Source organism: Pseudomonas soli (genome assembly GCF_021283165.2).
GTDB classification, from domain to species: Bacteria; Pseudomonadota; Gammaproteobacteria; order Pseudomonadales; family Pseudomonadaceae; genus Aquipseudomonas; species Aquipseudomonas soli.
This window is the reverse complement of sequence record NZ_CP128543.1, coordinates 3487806-3500789: the sequence shown is the minus strand read 5'-3', so window position 1 is coordinate 3500789 and position 12984 is coordinate 3487806. Positions and strand designations below refer to the sequence as shown.

The window sequence follows — 12984 nt, the reverse complement described above, 5'->3', positions numbered from 1 at the left end:
CGTCTTGGGCGCCCGGCCCGCGTTGCCACTCCTCGCCATAGCCCTGCTATGACTCGTCGCGGCGCCTTGGCCGAACACCCAAGCCACTCGCCAAAAGAGAACGTATTTCCGAGACAGGACACTAGCGCAGCCCAGCCAGCATCAGGTCGAGGTTCTGCACGGCGGCGCCCGACGCGCCCTTGCCCAGGTTGTCGAATACCGCGGTCAGCAGCACCTGGCCGTGCTCGGGGTTGGCGTACAGGGCCAGGCGCAGGTCATTGCTATCGTTCAGCGCCTGCGGGTCGAGCGCTGCGGCCGCGCCGTGCTGGTGTAGGGGCATGACCTGCACGTGCTGGGCTCCCTGGTAGTGCTGTTCCAGGCAGGCCTGCAGTTGCTCGGCGCTGACCCCGGGCAGCAGGCGCAGTTGCAGGGGAATGCTCAGCACGATGCCCTGGCGATAGTCGCCATAGCCCGGGACGAACACCGGTCGTGCGCTGAGCCCTGCGTGTCGCTGGATCTCCGGCACATGCTTGTGGGCCAGTTCCAGGCCGTACAGTTGCAGCGCCGGCAGGTAATCATCGCTGCGCTGTTCATGGCGCTCGACCGCGGCACGGCCACCCCCGGAGTAGCCGGATATGGCATGGATGCTCAGCGGGTAGTCGGCGGGCAGCAGGCCGGCCTTGACCAGCGGATGCAGCAGGGCGATGGCGCCGGTAGGGTAGCAGCCGGGGTTGCTGACCCGGGTAGCCGTGGCGATGCGCTCGGCCTGCTCGGCGTTCAGCTCAGGCAGGCCGTAGACCCAGCCTGGAGCTGTGCGGTGCGCAGAGCTGGCGTCGATCACCCGTACCGCCGGGTTGCGCAGGATGGCCACGGCCTCGCGGGCGGCTTCGTCGGGCAGGCAGAGAAGGGCAATGTCGGCGCTGTTGATGGCCTCGCTGCGGCGGGCCGGGTCCTTGCGCTCGGCCTCGGGCAGGGTGAGCAAACGCAGGTCGTCGCGGCCTTGCAGGCGGGCGTGGATCTGCAGACCGGTGGTGCCTTGGTCGCCATCGATGAATACTAGGGGTTGATGCATGTCGATTGTCCGGTGACGGGAGTGATGGCTAATCCTCGCTGCTCACTGGACGAAAGAAAATTTGAATATCATGATGCCCACGTTCAGTAATACTGAATTGATAGCCGCCCTTGCGAGACCCCATGCGAGAAATCAGCCTCGACCGCCTGCGCACCCTGGTGGTGATCGCCGACTGCGCGTCCTTCGCGCAGGCCGCCCGCCAGCTCAACCTGGCGCCCCCGACCATCAGCCTGCATGTGGCGGAACTGGAGGCGCGCATCGGAGCCCCATTGCTCACCCGCACGCGCGGCCAGGTTCGCCCCACGACCATCGGCGCGACGTTGCTGGCCCGCGCCCGGCGCCTGCTGGCCGATGCCGACCAGGCGCTGGACGAGGTGCGCCGGCAGGTCGAGGGCCTGACCGGCCGGGTGCGCCTCGGCGCCTCGACCGGCGCCATTGCCCACCTGCTGCCCCAGGCCCTGGAAACCCTGCGGGTGGATCATCCGGGGATCGACGTGCAGGTGCAGGTGCTCACCTCCCAGGCCTCCCTGGCGCGTCTGCGTGAAGGCACCCTGGACATCGGCCTGGTGGCGCTGCCGCAGGTGGCGGGCAAGGGCTTGAGGATCACGCCGTGGCGGCGCGATCCGATCATGGCCTATGTGCCCGCCGACTGGCAGCCGCCGGCGCGGGTCACCCCGGCCTGGCTGGCCGGCAGGGCGCTGATCCTCAACGACAGCACCACCCAGCTGTCGCGGGTCACCTCGGAGTGGTTCGCCACGGCAGGTCTGTATCCCGAAGCGCGGATCGAGCTGAACTACAACGATGCGATCAAGAGCTTGGTGGCCGCCGGGTATGGCGCCACCTTGCTGCCGCAGGAAGGTGAGGTGCGCCAGCCGCAGGGGCGTATTGCCCAACGGCCATTGCGACCTGGCTTGTGGCGTCAGCTCGGCATTGCCTGCCGTGAAGGGGAGGTGGAGCGGGCGACCGCGCATGTGCTGGAGGCGCTGGGGCGGTTGCGCCAGTGACAGGCTCAAGGGTCCTGCGGATCGTGCCCCAGCGATTGCAGAAACAATGAGAACAGCTCCGGTTGCGACGAGATGTCCAGCTTGGCGTACAGATGCCGGCGATGCACCTTGATGGTCTCCGGTGAAATGGCCAGCCGCTCGGCCATGGCCTTCGATGAATAACCGCGCAGGATAAGCCGGGCGATCTCCAGCTCGCGCTCCGACAGCACCTTGGCGCCGAACAGGCTCATGGCGTCGCGCACCTGGTGGGCCATGCCCGCCACTGGCGTCGGGCGCAAGCTGTGCTGCTGCCAGTGCTGGGTCATCAGTGCGACCACCCACGGACAGACCAGCGCCAGCAGGCCGTGGCTGGCGCTGTCGAACCGTTCGCGCCGGCCCAGCGACAGGGACAGGGCGCCGCTGTCGCCGAGCTGGACGATGAACTGCACCTCGTCCTCCAGGACATGGTCGTGAAAGTACTTGAGGTAGTACTCGCTCTGGCGGAACTGGTCCGGCGCCACTTCTTCCAGGCGATGCAGGCCATCGCCTATGCGCTCCTGGCAGGCCTGGTAGAACGGGTCGAGCTGATACAGGCCACTCAGGTACAGGGCCATGGCCTCGGGGTTGCCTTCACCCCGTGCGTCGAAAATTTCCAGTGCCCGGGGCAGCCCGGTACGGGGGTAGAACATCGCCAGGGCGTTGTCGAACGCCAGCCATTGCTGCAGCAGCAGGATCAACTGGCGCCAGAAGCGCGGCTGGCCGATTTGCTCGACGGTGCGGGCAAGGCCGGCGTGGGCGCTGGCTTCGGTGAATAGATGGTGCATGGGGCCCGCCGCGGCTGGTGGTAGGCCCGCAGTGTTCAGAGCTTTGCACCGCCCCGTCAAGGGGCGTACCCCCTAAGGGTAATTGGCCAAAGGCTTGCCCAGGCCTACAGTCCAGCCCAGGTCCAGCGGCCGCGCGACCGGTTTTCCCCTCACAACCAATAACAATCAGAGGAAAAACGCCATGAGCTCCAGCGAAGAGCCCGCAAGCGCGCTCAAGCAGCGCCTGGGTGTGTTCGACGTGGTCGCCATCACCGTTTCCGCGGTGACCCCAGCCAGTTCCGTGTTCGTCATTGCCCCGTTCGCCATCCAGCAGGCCGGCAGTGGTGCGTTCCTGTCCTTCATCATGGCCGGAGCGCTGGCGTTGATGTTCGCCTGGTGCTACGCCGAACTGGGGCGCGCCCACAGCTCCGCTGGCGGCGAGTACGTGTACGCCAAGCGCGTGTTCGGCGGGCTGGCGGGTTATGCCACCTTCCTCACCGTGCTGGCCTCGATGCTGTTCATACCGCCGGTGCTCGCAGGTGGCGCCGCCACCTACCTGAACAATGCCCTGGGCACGCGTTTCGATACCCAGACCGTGGCCTTGGTGATCGTGGTGTCGAGCTATGCCCTGGGTATCCTCAATATCCGCCTGAATGCCTGGATTACCGGGGTGTTCCTGTTCTGCGAGGTCGCCGCGCTGCTGGTGATCGTGATCCTGGGCTTCGGCAATGCCAGCCAGCCGGTGGCTAGCCTGTTGCAGCCGCAGATGCTCGAGCAAGGGGCGCTGACGGTCGCGCCCTGGGCACTGGTGCTGGGCGCGGTGGGCATGGCGCTGTTCGCCTTCAATGGTTATGGTGGCGCGGTGCTGCTGGCCGAAGACATGAAAGACCGTGGCCGCACCGTGCACCGGGCGGTGCTGTGGTCGCTGGCGGTGGTGGTGGCCATCGAGGTGATCCCGCTGGCGGCGCTGTTGATTGGCGCGCCGTCGCTGCAGGCAATGCTGGCCAGCGGCGATCCGATCGGCTACCTGCTGACCGCCCATGGCAATGAGACCCTGGCGCGGCTGGTCAGCGCGGGGATCTTCCTCTCGGTGTTCAACGCCATCGTCGCCATCGTCATCCAGGTCGGCCGGGTGGTGTACAGCAGCGGGCGCGACGCGATCTGGACGCCCACGCTAAACCGTGCCTTCACCCTGATCCATCCGCGCTGGGAGTCGCCGTGGCTGGCCACGCTGTTCCTCGCCGTGCCGTCGGCCTTGCTGAGCCTGTCCGGCAGCCTGGAGGAACTGACCTCGTTCACCGTGCTGCTGTTGCTGCTGATCTACCTGGTGGTGGCCGCATGCGCCTTGTGCAGCCGGGTACTGCGCCGCGACCGCGAGCATCCGTACCGCATGCCGCTATGGCCATTGCCGGCGCTGCTGGCGGTCAGCGGTGCCGCCTGGCTGCTGGTGACCCTGCTGCGCGAGGCGTCCTTGCGTGACCTGTTGATCATTCTCGGGCTGCTGGCCGTGTCGGTGACGCTGTACAGCACCCACGGCCGGCTCAGCCCGACCTTCCAGAAATTGTGAGTATCCAAGGAGTACACATGCGTGCGCGTCAACTGGGCATCACCCTCGGCCACGGCACCCCGGGCCCGTTCAATGCCATCACCGACGTCCCTGGAGTGCGGGTCGGCCACAGTACCTTGATCGACGAACAACGCCCGGCACCGATCCGCACCGGGGTGACCTTGATCGAGCCCCGTGCGGGCGCGGCCCGCCAGCAACCCTGCTTCGCCGGCTGCCACGTGCTCAACGGCAACGGCGACGCCACGGGCCTGGAGTGGATCCGTGAGGCTGGCCTGCTGACCACGCCGATCGCCATCACCAACACCCATAGCGTCGGCGTGGTGCGCGATGCGCTGATCGCCGCCGAGCGCGAGCGCCTGCCGGACGATGCGGTGTACTGGTGCATGCCGGTGGTGATGGAAACCTACGATGGTTTGCTCAACGATATCTGGGGCCAGCACGTGACCCCGGCGCAGGTACGCCAGGCGCAGGAGGCAGCCATCCCGGGGCCGGTGCAGGAAGGGCCGGTGGGCGGTGGCACGGGGATGATCTGCCACGAGTTCAAGGGCGGCATCGGCACGGCCTCGCGGCGCCTGGAGGACGGGCAGGGCGGCTGGACTGTCGGTGCGCTGGTCCAGGCCAACCATGGCCAGCGGCGCGAGTTGCGGGTGGACGGCTACCCGGTGGGGCGCCAGCTGGGGCATTTGCCGTCGCCTTTCGCCGAACCTGTGACGGGCACCCCGGGCATGGGCTCGATCGTGGTGGTGATCGCCACCGACGCACCGCTGCTGCCGCACCAGTGCCAGCGCCTGGCCCAGCGCGCGTCGATCGGCATCGCCCGCACTGGTGGCGGCACCGAGGACTCCAGCGGCGATATCTTCCTGGCGTTCTCCACCGGTAACCAGAATCTGCCGCCGGCGGACTATGCACGCAAGGGGCTGGAACAATGCACCGAGTTGCGCATGCTCAACAACGACCATATCTCGGCGTTGTTCATGGCGGCGGCGGAAGCGGTGGAGGAGGCGATCGTCAATGCCTTGCTGGCGGGGCGCACGATGCAGGGCAAGGGAGGGGTGGTGGTGCCGGCGCTGGATGGGGATACCTTGCTGACGGCATTGCATGAAGCAGGTTGGAAACCTCGCGACTAGCGTAGTGGCCATCGCGGGGCAAGCCCGCGATGGCCTCGTCGACACTTACTGGCGAGCGCCTGCCAGGGCGCTGCTGGTGCTGCGCGAAACGCGCAAGGCCACCAGGCTACCGACCATGATCAACCCGGCCAGCGCATACAGCGCCGCATCGGTCGAGCCGGTCTGGTCCTTGATGAAGCCCACCAGGTAGGGGCTGAGGAAGCCGGCCATCTGTCCCACCGAGTTGATGATCGCCAGGCCCGCCACGGCGGTGCCGGCGGTGAGCAGCGCGGTCGGCATCGGCCAGAACATCGGCAGGCCGGTCAGCGCGCCCATGGTGGCAATGGACAGGCCGAGGATGGCGATGGTCGGGTGGGCGGCGAAGTTCACTGCGATCAACAGGCCCAGCGCGCCCATCAGCATCGGTACCACCAGGTGCCAGCGGCGTTCGTTGCGCAGGTCCGCCGAGCGGCCGACGACAATCATGAACACACCGGCCAGCAGGTACGGGATGGCGCTCAGCCAGCCGATCAGCAGGGGGCTGTCGAAGCCCATGTTCTTGATGATCGACGGCAGCCAGAAGTTGATGGCATAGACACCGCTCTGGATGCAGAAGTAGACGAAGCCAAAAGTCCAGATCAGCGGGTTGCCCAGCACCGACAGCACGCTATCGCCGCGAGTGGCCGGCTTGCCGGCGGCGTCGGCTTTCAGGTCCGCCTCGATCAGCTGGCGTTCGGCCGGGCTCAGCCAGCGGGCGCTCTGGTAGCCGTCGCTGAGCAGCACGATGGCCAGCGCGCCCAGCGCGACGGTGGGCAAGCCCTGGATCAGGAACATCCACTGCCAGCCGGCCAGGCCGTGCTGGCCCGCGGCGAAGTGGTCGAGGATCCAGCCAGAGAATGGCCCGCCCAGCAGCCCGGACACCGGGATCGCCGACATGAACAGGGCCATGATGCGGCCGCGACGGTCCGCCGGGAACCAGCGCGAGAGGTACAGCACAACGCCCGGGAAGAAGCCCGCTTCGGCGGCGCCGGTCAACAGGCGCAGGGTGTAGAACTCGGTGGGGGTGGTGACGAACAGCAGGCAGGTGGACAGGCTGCCCCAGGCGATCATCATCAGCGCGATCCAGCGCCGCGGCCCGAAGCGGTTGAGCGCCAGGTTGCTGGGCAGGCCGCAGAGCACGTAGCCGATGAAGAAGATGCCGGCGCCGAGGCCGTACACGGTTTCGCTGAATTTCAGTGCGTCGAGCATCTGCAGCTTGGCGAAGCCGACGTTGACGCGGTCGAGGTAGTTGAACAGGTAGCAGATGAAAATGAACGGGATCAGCCGCAGGGTGATGCGCCGGTAGAGCGCGTTGCGGGTGATCTCGTTGCCTTGGTCAGGGGCGGGGCTGTGTGCCATGATCGGGTTCTCTGTTGTTATGGTTGTCACCGCGTCGCCTGTGCCGGCGCTCGCCTGGAAAAGTCTCGGGCAGTGTAGCGCGGCTGTCTTTGTGCTTTTGCACAGCGTCAGGTATGGGCTGCTGTGCCGCCGACCAAAGCCGAAGGATCCTTACATGTTCGAGCTGGACCACGACCTGGCCCAGGACATCGTCGACCGGGCGATGGCCATCCTGCCGTGCAACGTCAACGTGATGGACAGCCAGGGGCTGATCCTGGGCAGTGGTGAGGCCGAGCGTATCAACACCCGCCACGAAGGCGCGCAGCTGGTGCTGGCCAATGGGCGCATCGTCGAGCTGGACGTGGAAGCGGCCAAGTGCCTCAAGGGCGTGCAGCCCGGTGTCAACCTGCCATTGATGCTCGATGGCCGGCTGATCGGCGTGCTCGGCCTCACCGGCGATCCTCAGCAACTGCGCACCTACGCCGAGCTGGTGCGCATGACCGCCGAGATGCTCCTGGCCCAGCGCCACCTGCAGGTGGAGCAGCAGTGGCGGCGCCAGCGCTGCGACGACCTGCTGGCGCTGTTGCTGGGCGGCAGCGGCGACTCGCCGCGGTTGGTCGATGAGGCCCGGCAGCTGGGGCTCAAACCGAACCTGCCACGCATTGCCTGCCTGTTCGAGTTGCGTGGCGGCCCGCCTGCCGAGGCGCTCTCGGCCTGGCTGATGAGCCGCTACCCGGACAGCTGGTGTGTCAGCCCTGCGCGGCAGTCGCTGCTATGGTGCCGGCCAGCTGGCGTGCCGCTGGACGAGCCGCGCCTGCTCGAGCGCCTGCAACGCCATGGTTGGGACGTCGAGCGCCTGGCCTTGGGCAGCCCGGCGCAGAGCCTGGAGCAACTGCGCCGCAGTTATCGGCGGGTGCGCGACCTGCTGGCCTACGGTCGTGAGGTGCTGCCCGACGAGCGCCTGCTGAGCCTGGCCCGCTACCGGCTGCCGGCGTTGCTGTGGCGGCACCGCAACGACGATGCGCTGGACGAGCTGCTCGAACCCTTGCAGCGCATTCGCGCCAAGGATGCCAGCGGGCAGTTGCTGCTCACCCTGCGCGCCTGGTGCGCCCATGACGGGCAGAGCCAGGCCTGCGCCGAGGCGCTGGGGATCCACCGCAACAGTCTGCGCTACCGGCTGGAGCGCATTGCCGAGGTTGGCGAGGTGGATCCGTTGCGCATGGAGGGGATGCTGAGCTTGTACCTGGGGTTGCAGCTGTTGCCGGCGGACTGACGGCTGGCAAAGGCATCCGCCCAAACAACCGCCGCTGGTTTTTGTGCATTCGACCGAGGCCAGTGCACCGCGCACCTGTCAGCATGCGCGGAACAGGACAGGAGAATCCCATGAAAATCGTCATCGCCCCCGATTCGTTCAAGGACAGCCTCGACGCCGCCGGTGTCGCCCGCGCCATCGCCAGCGGCCTGGCCGAAGTGTGGCCGGCCTGCGAGCGCATCGAATGCCCGATGGCCGATGGCGGTGAAGGCACCATGGAGGCGATCGTCGCCGCCAGTCAGGGCGAGTTGCGCTGCCAGGTGGTGCGCGGCCCGCTGGGCGAGCCCGTCGAGGCTGCTTGGGGCTGGCTGGCCGAGAGCCGCACGGCAGTGATCGAGATGGCCCAGGCCAGTGGTATCCAGCTGGTGCCCAACGGGCGGCGCGATGCGTGTCGTAGCAGCACCTGGGGCACCGGCGAGCTGATCGCCGCGGCGCTGGCGGCCGGCGCCTCGCGCATTGTCCTGGCCATCGGCGGCAGCGCCACCAACGACGGCGGCAGCGGCATGCTGCGCGCGTTGGGCCTGCGCCTGCTGGACGCACAGGGCGAGCCGCTGGCCGAAGGCGGGCTGGCCCTGGCGCAGTTGGCGCGCATCGACGCCAGCGGCCTGGACCCGCGCCTGGCGCAGGTGCGGGTGGACGTTGCCGCCGATGTCGATAATCCGCTGTGCGGCGCCAATGGCGCCTCGGCGATCTTCGGCCCGCAGAAGGGTGCCAACTCCGAGCAAGTGCAGGCTCTGGACCAGGCTCTGGCGAACTTCGCCGATCATTGCGCGGGTGTGCTGGGCAAGGATGTGCGTGACGAGCCTGGCAGCGGTGCGGCCGGAGGGATGGGGTTTGCGGCCAAGGCGTTCATGGGCGCGCAGTTCCGCCCGGGGGTCGAGGTGGTCGCCGAGCTGGCCGGGCTCGATGCCCTGGTGCAGGGCGCGGATCTGGTGATTACCGGTGAAGGGCGCTTCGATGCCCAGACCCTGCGCGGCAAGACACCCCTTGGTGTGGCGCGGGTAGCCAAGCGCCACGGCGTGCCGGTGGTGGTGCTGGCGGGTACGCTGGGTGCGGGTTACGAGCAACTGTATGGGCTGGGCATCGATGCGGCCTTCGCCCTGGCCAGCGGGCCGATGAGCCTGGAGCAGGCCTGTGCCGAGGCTGGGGCGTTGCTCAAGGCGCGGGCCGCGGATGTGGCGCGGTTGTGGCAGGTGGCGCGCCAACACTGACGACGTCATAAGACAACCAGGCTTCATGAAGCTGACCCGGTCCCTGTGGATGCAACTGTCTCGTGATGCTTGCAAGGGACTCATCGCTGGCAAGCCAGCTCCCACAGGGACGGTGCTTGCCCGCCAAGCGGGTGCCACCCATCTCGATGCGCCGCCTCTGGCGGCGCTCCTTGCCTGTCCTCGCGCAGCAAAGCGCTGACGCTTTCAGCCCCTCCCAATGAATATTTATTTAGCATCCTAATCAAGGCTTTGACATTCACTGCCTAAGCAGTAATATTTTCACACAATTACCCGAGCAGGCCGCCGATGTCCCATTTCACCCCGGAAAACTTCCAGACCTGCGCCATCGGCATGCTGCTCGGCCGCGCCGCGCTGCTCAAGGACCGCATCCTCGACTGGCACCTCGAAGCCGACGGCGTCACGGCCGCCCAGTTCAAGGTGCTGATCATCGTCACCCAGTACCAGGTCGACACCCCCGCCGAACTGTGCCGCTACCTGGGCCTGGACAGCGGTTCGATGACCCGCATGCTCGACCGCCTCGAGCAGAAGGGCCTGATCCTGCGCAACCGCTGCCCCGACGACCGCCGCCAGGTGCGCCTGGCCCTGACCGCCGACGGCCAGCGTCTGGCCGACCGCCTGCCCCAGGTCGGCGCGGCGGCAATGAACGAACTAGTCGGCGTACTGCAGCCCGAGGAGCTCAAGACCCTCGAGCAACTGCTTGCCAAGGTCCTGCTCAGCGCCGGCGACCCCCTGACGATTCGCCGTTTCGGCGACCGTTGATCCCAGTCACGCATTTTCCAAGGTATTGTCATGGCCACTCCCGTTGACACCTCCACCCCGGCCCCTGAGCCTGACAACTCGGGCAAGCGCAAGGCCTGGCTGCTCGCTTTGTTGTTGATCCTGATCCTCGCCGGTGCCGGCACCTGGGCCTGGTACAGCCTGGTCGGGCGCTGGCACGAAAGCACCGACGATGCCTACGTCAACGGCAACGTCGTGGAAATCACTCCGCTGGTGAGCGGCACTGTCACCAGCATCGGCGCCGACGACGGCGACCTGGTGCATGCCGGCCAGGTGCTGCTGCGCTTCGACCCGGCCGACAGCGAGGTTGCCCTGCAGGCCGCCGAAGCCAAGCTGGCGCGCACCGTGCGCCAGGTGCGCGGGCTGTACAGCAATGTCGATTCGCTCAAGGCTCAGTTGCAGACCCGCCAGGCCGAGCTGCAGAAGGCCCAGCAGGACTACAACCGACGCAAGGTGCTGGCCGACAGTGGCGCCATCGCCGCCGAGGAAGTCGCCCACTCCCGTGATGACCTGACCGTGGCCCAGGCCGCCGTCAACAGTGCCCGCCAGCAACTCAACACCAGCTCCGCGCTGGTCGACGACACGGTGGTCTCGTCGCACCCGGAAGTGATGGCCGCCGCCGCCGACCTGCGCCAGGCCTACCTGGACCATGCCCGCACCACGCTGGTGGCGCCGGTCACCGGCTATGTCGCCAAGCGCACCGTGCAACTGGGCCAGCGCCTGCAGCCGGGTACCGCGACCATGGCGGTGATCCCTCTGGACGAGGTGTGGGTCGACGCCAACTTCAAGGAAACCCAGCTGCGCGACATGCGCATCGGCCAGCCGGTGGAAATCACCGCCGACCTGTACGGCAGCGAAGTGACCTACTCCGGCACCGTCGACAGCCTCGGCGCCGGCACCGGCAGCGCCTTTGCCCTGTTGCCGGCGCAGAACGCCACCGGCAACTGGATCAAGATCGTCCAGCGGGTACCGGTACGCATCCATCTGGCCCCTGAGCAGCTGAAAAGCCACCCGCTGCGGATCGGCCTGTCCACCGTCGCCGAAGTCGACCTGCACGACCAGAGTGGTCCGGCCCTGGCCCAGCAACCGCCGCAGCAGGCCAGCTATACCACCGAGGTGTACGACCGCCAGCTGGTCGAGGCCGATGACCTGATCGCCCGGCTGATCCACGAGAATAGCGCCACCGGCAAGACGGCCCAGCGATGAGCCAGGCGGCCCCCGCGCAGTTCACCCCGCCGAGCCTGCTGCTGACCACGATCGGGCTGTCCCTGGCGACGTTCATGCAGGTGCTCGACACCACCATCGCCAACGTGGCACTGCCGACCATCTCCGGCAACCTCGGCGTGAGCTCGGAGCAGGGCACCTGGGTGATTACCTCGTTTGCGGTGAGCAATGCCATCGCCCTGCCGCTGACCGGCTGGCTGAGCCGGCGCTTCGGCGAAGTGAAGCTGTTCATCTGGGCCACGCTGCTGTTCGTGCTGGCGTCGTTCCTGTGCGGTATCGCCCAGTCGATGCCCGAGCTGGTGTTCTTCCGTGTGCTCCAAGGCGTGGTGGCCGGCCCACTGTACCCGATGACCCAGACCCTGCTGATTGCCGTATATCCACCGGCGAAACGGGGCATGGCCCTGGCGTTGCTGGCGATGGTCACGGTGGTCGCGCCGATTGCCGGGCCGATCCTCGGCGGCTGGATCACCGACAGCTACAGCTGGCCGTGGATCTTCTTCATCAACGTGCCGATCGGCCTGTTCGCCGCCGCCGTGGTGCGCCAGCAGATGCGCACGCGCCCGGTGGTCACCAGCCGCCAGCCCATGGACTACATCGGCCTGCTGACCCTGATCGTCGGCGTCGGCGCCTTGCAGGTGGTGCTGGACAAGGGCAACGACCTGGACTGGTTCGAGTCGTCGTTCATCGTCATCGGCACGCTGGTCTCGGTGGTATTCCTGGCGGTGTTCGTCATCTGGGAGCTGACCGATCGCCACCCGGTGGTCAACCTGCGCCTGTTCGTGCACCGCAACTTCCGCATCGGCACCTTGGTGCTGGTGGGTGGCTACGCAGGGTTCTTCGGGATCAACCTGATCCTGCCGCAATGGCTGCAGACCCAGATGGGCTACACCGCCACCTGGGCGGGCCTGGCAGTGGCGCCGATCGGCTTGTTGCCGGTGCTGATGTCGCCGTTCGTGGGCAAGTACGCGCACCGGTTCGACCTGCGCCTGCTGGCCGGCATCGCCTTCCTGGCGATCGGCACCAGCTGCTACATGCGCGCCGGCTTCACCAACGAGGTGGACTTCCTGCACATCGCCCTGGTGCAGCTGTTCATGGGTATCGGCGTGGCGCTGTTCTTCATGCCGACCCTGAGCATCCTGCTGTCGGACCTGCCACCGCACCAGATCGCCGACGGATCGGGGCTGGCGACGTTCCTGCGTACCCTGGGCGGCAGTTTCGCCGCGTCGCTGACCACCTGGATCTGGATCCGCCGGGCCGACCAGCACCATGCCTACCTCAGCGAGCACATCAGCACCTTCGAGCCGGCCACCCGCCAGACCCTGGAACAACTGGGCGGGGCCAGCCCGCAGAACTACGCGAAGCTTGAACAGATCCTCAACAGCCAGGCGTACATGATGTCGACGGTGGACTACTTCACCTTGCTGACCTGGGTGTTCGCCGGTTTGATCCTGCTGGTGTGGCTGGCCAAGCCACCGTTCACGGCCAAGGCCGCGCCGGCGTCGGCAGGGCACTGAGTCCAACCTGTGGAAAGGTCCGATAAGCCTGCCGTTTT

General features: G+C 67.2%; 11 protein-coding genes. 8 read left to right on the top strand and 3 right to left on the bottom strand.

Annotated elements, in window-relative coordinates:
* Positions 1-121: 121 nt before the first annotated feature.
* Complete coding sequence (argC, locus tag LU688_RS16135) at positions 122-1051, bottom strand: N-acetyl-gamma-glutamyl-phosphate reductase (RefSeq protein WP_038706306.1); 930 nt, start codon at positions 1049-1051, stop codon at positions 122-124.
* 122 nt (positions 1052-1173) lie between these two features.
* Between argC and LU688_RS16130 the strand changes: the two genes are divergently transcribed.
* On the top strand, positions 1174-2055 hold the full coding sequence (locus tag LU688_RS16130; protein ID WP_038706305.1) for a LysR family transcriptional regulator: 882 nt from the start codon (positions 1174-1176) through the stop codon (positions 2053-2055).
* Between the two features lie 5 nt (positions 2056-2060).
* Here the strand turns inward: LU688_RS16130 and LU688_RS16125 are convergent, their stop codons facing one another.
* Positions 2061-2858 carry a helix-turn-helix transcriptional regulator gene (locus LU688_RS16125; RefSeq protein ID WP_094011972.1) on the bottom strand — a complete coding sequence of 266 codons (798 nt, stop codon included), beginning with the start codon at positions 2856-2858 and terminating at the stop codon, positions 2061-2063.
* A gap of 181 nt (positions 2859-3039) precedes the next feature.
* Between LU688_RS16125 and LU688_RS16120 the strand changes: the two genes are divergently transcribed.
* Together LU688_RS16120 and LU688_RS16115 are read left to right on the top strand one after the other, a co-directional pair.
* A complete protein-coding gene (locus LU688_RS16120; RefSeq protein WP_094011973.1) occupies positions 3040-4404 on the top strand; it encodes an APC family permease in 1365 nt (454 codons plus the stop codon).
* Between the two features lie 17 nt (positions 4405-4421).
* A complete protein-coding gene (locus LU688_RS16115) occupies positions 4422-5531 on the top strand; it encodes a DmpA family aminopeptidase (protein ID WP_038706304.1) in 1110 nt (369 codons plus the stop codon).
* 45 nt (positions 5532-5576) lie between these two features.
* Here the strand turns inward: LU688_RS16115 and LU688_RS16110 are convergent, their stop codons facing one another.
* Positions 5577-6908 (bottom strand): MFS transporter, encoded by a 1332-nt coding sequence (locus LU688_RS16110; RefSeq protein WP_094011974.1) that lies wholly within the window; start codon positions 6906-6908, stop codon positions 5577-5579.
* A 154-nt stretch (positions 6909-7062) separates the two neighbouring features.
* Here LU688_RS16110 and LU688_RS16105 point away from each other — a divergent pair, with 154 nt between their 5' ends.
* The 5 genes from LU688_RS16105 (at position 7063) to LU688_RS16085 (ending at position 12946) form a co-directional block, all read left to right on the top strand.
* Positions 7063-8160, top strand: coding sequence for a sugar diacid recognition domain-containing protein (locus LU688_RS16105; RefSeq protein ID WP_094011975.1), 1098 nt, complete (start codon positions 7063-7065; stop codon positions 8158-8160).
* Positions 8161-8270: 110 nt separating this feature from the next.
* Positions 8271-9410: a glycerate kinase gene (locus LU688_RS16100; RefSeq protein ID WP_094011976.1), complete on the top strand. Its 1140-nt coding sequence runs from the start codon at positions 8271-8273 to the stop codon at positions 9408-9410.
* Positions 9411-9716: 306 nt separating this feature from the next.
* Positions 9717-10190 carry a MarR family winged helix-turn-helix transcriptional regulator gene (locus LU688_RS16095; protein WP_038706300.1) on the top strand — a complete coding sequence of 158 codons (474 nt, stop codon included), beginning with the start codon at positions 9717-9719 and terminating at the stop codon, positions 10188-10190.
* 30 nt (positions 10191-10220) lie between these two features.
* Positions 10221-11414, top strand: a complete 1194-nt coding sequence (locus LU688_RS16090) for an HlyD family secretion protein (RefSeq protein WP_038706299.1) — start codon at positions 10221-10223, stop codon at positions 11412-11414.
* Positions 11411-12946, top strand: coding sequence for a DHA2 family efflux MFS transporter permease subunit (locus LU688_RS16085; protein ID WP_023629481.1), 1536 nt, complete (start codon positions 11411-11413; stop codon positions 12944-12946). The genes LU688_RS16090 and LU688_RS16085 overlap by 4 nt, the downstream gene beginning before the upstream one ends.
* The last annotated feature ends 38 nt before the right edge of the window (positions 12947-12984 follow it).

What these genes read in the sequence shown, in the direction of transcription:
- LU688_RS16110 (WP_094011974.1), bottom strand. Translation starts at nt 6,908, where the DNA reads ATGGCACACAGCCCCGCCCCTGACCAAGGCAACGAGATCACCCGCAAC.
- argC (WP_038706306.1), bottom strand. Translation starts at nt 1,051, where the DNA reads ATGCATCAACCCCTAGTATTCATCGATGGCGACCAAGGCACCACCGGT.
- LU688_RS16130 (WP_038706305.1), top strand. Translation starts at nt 1,174, where the DNA reads ATGCGAGAAATCAGCCTCGACCGCCTGCGCACCCTGGTGGTGATCGCC.
- LU688_RS16100 (WP_094011976.1), top strand. Translation starts at nt 8,271, where the DNA reads ATGAAAATCGTCATCGCCCCCGATTCGTTCAAGGACAGCCTCGACGCC.
- LU688_RS16125 (WP_094011972.1), bottom strand. Translation starts at nt 2,858, where the DNA reads ATGCACCATCTATTCACCGAAGCCAGCGCCCACGCCGGCCTTGCCCGC.
- LU688_RS16090 (WP_038706299.1), top strand. Translation starts at nt 10,221, where the DNA reads ATGGCCACTCCCGTTGACACCTCCACCCCGGCCCCTGAGCCTGACAAC.
- LU688_RS16120 (WP_094011973.1), top strand. Translation starts at nt 3,040, where the DNA reads ATGAGCTCCAGCGAAGAGCCCGCAAGCGCGCTCAAGCAGCGCCTGGGT.
- LU688_RS16105 (WP_094011975.1), top strand. Translation starts at nt 7,063, where the DNA reads ATGTTCGAGCTGGACCACGACCTGGCCCAGGACATCGTCGACCGGGCG.
- LU688_RS16095 (WP_038706300.1), top strand. Translation starts at nt 9,717, where the DNA reads ATGTCCCATTTCACCCCGGAAAACTTCCAGACCTGCGCCATCGGCATG.
- LU688_RS16085 (WP_023629481.1), top strand. Translation starts at nt 11,411, where the DNA reads ATGAGCCAGGCGGCCCCCGCGCAGTTCACCCCGCCGAGCCTGCTGCTG.
- LU688_RS16115 (WP_038706304.1), top strand. Translation starts at nt 4,422, where the DNA reads ATGCGTGCGCGTCAACTGGGCATCACCCTCGGCCACGGCACCCCGGGC.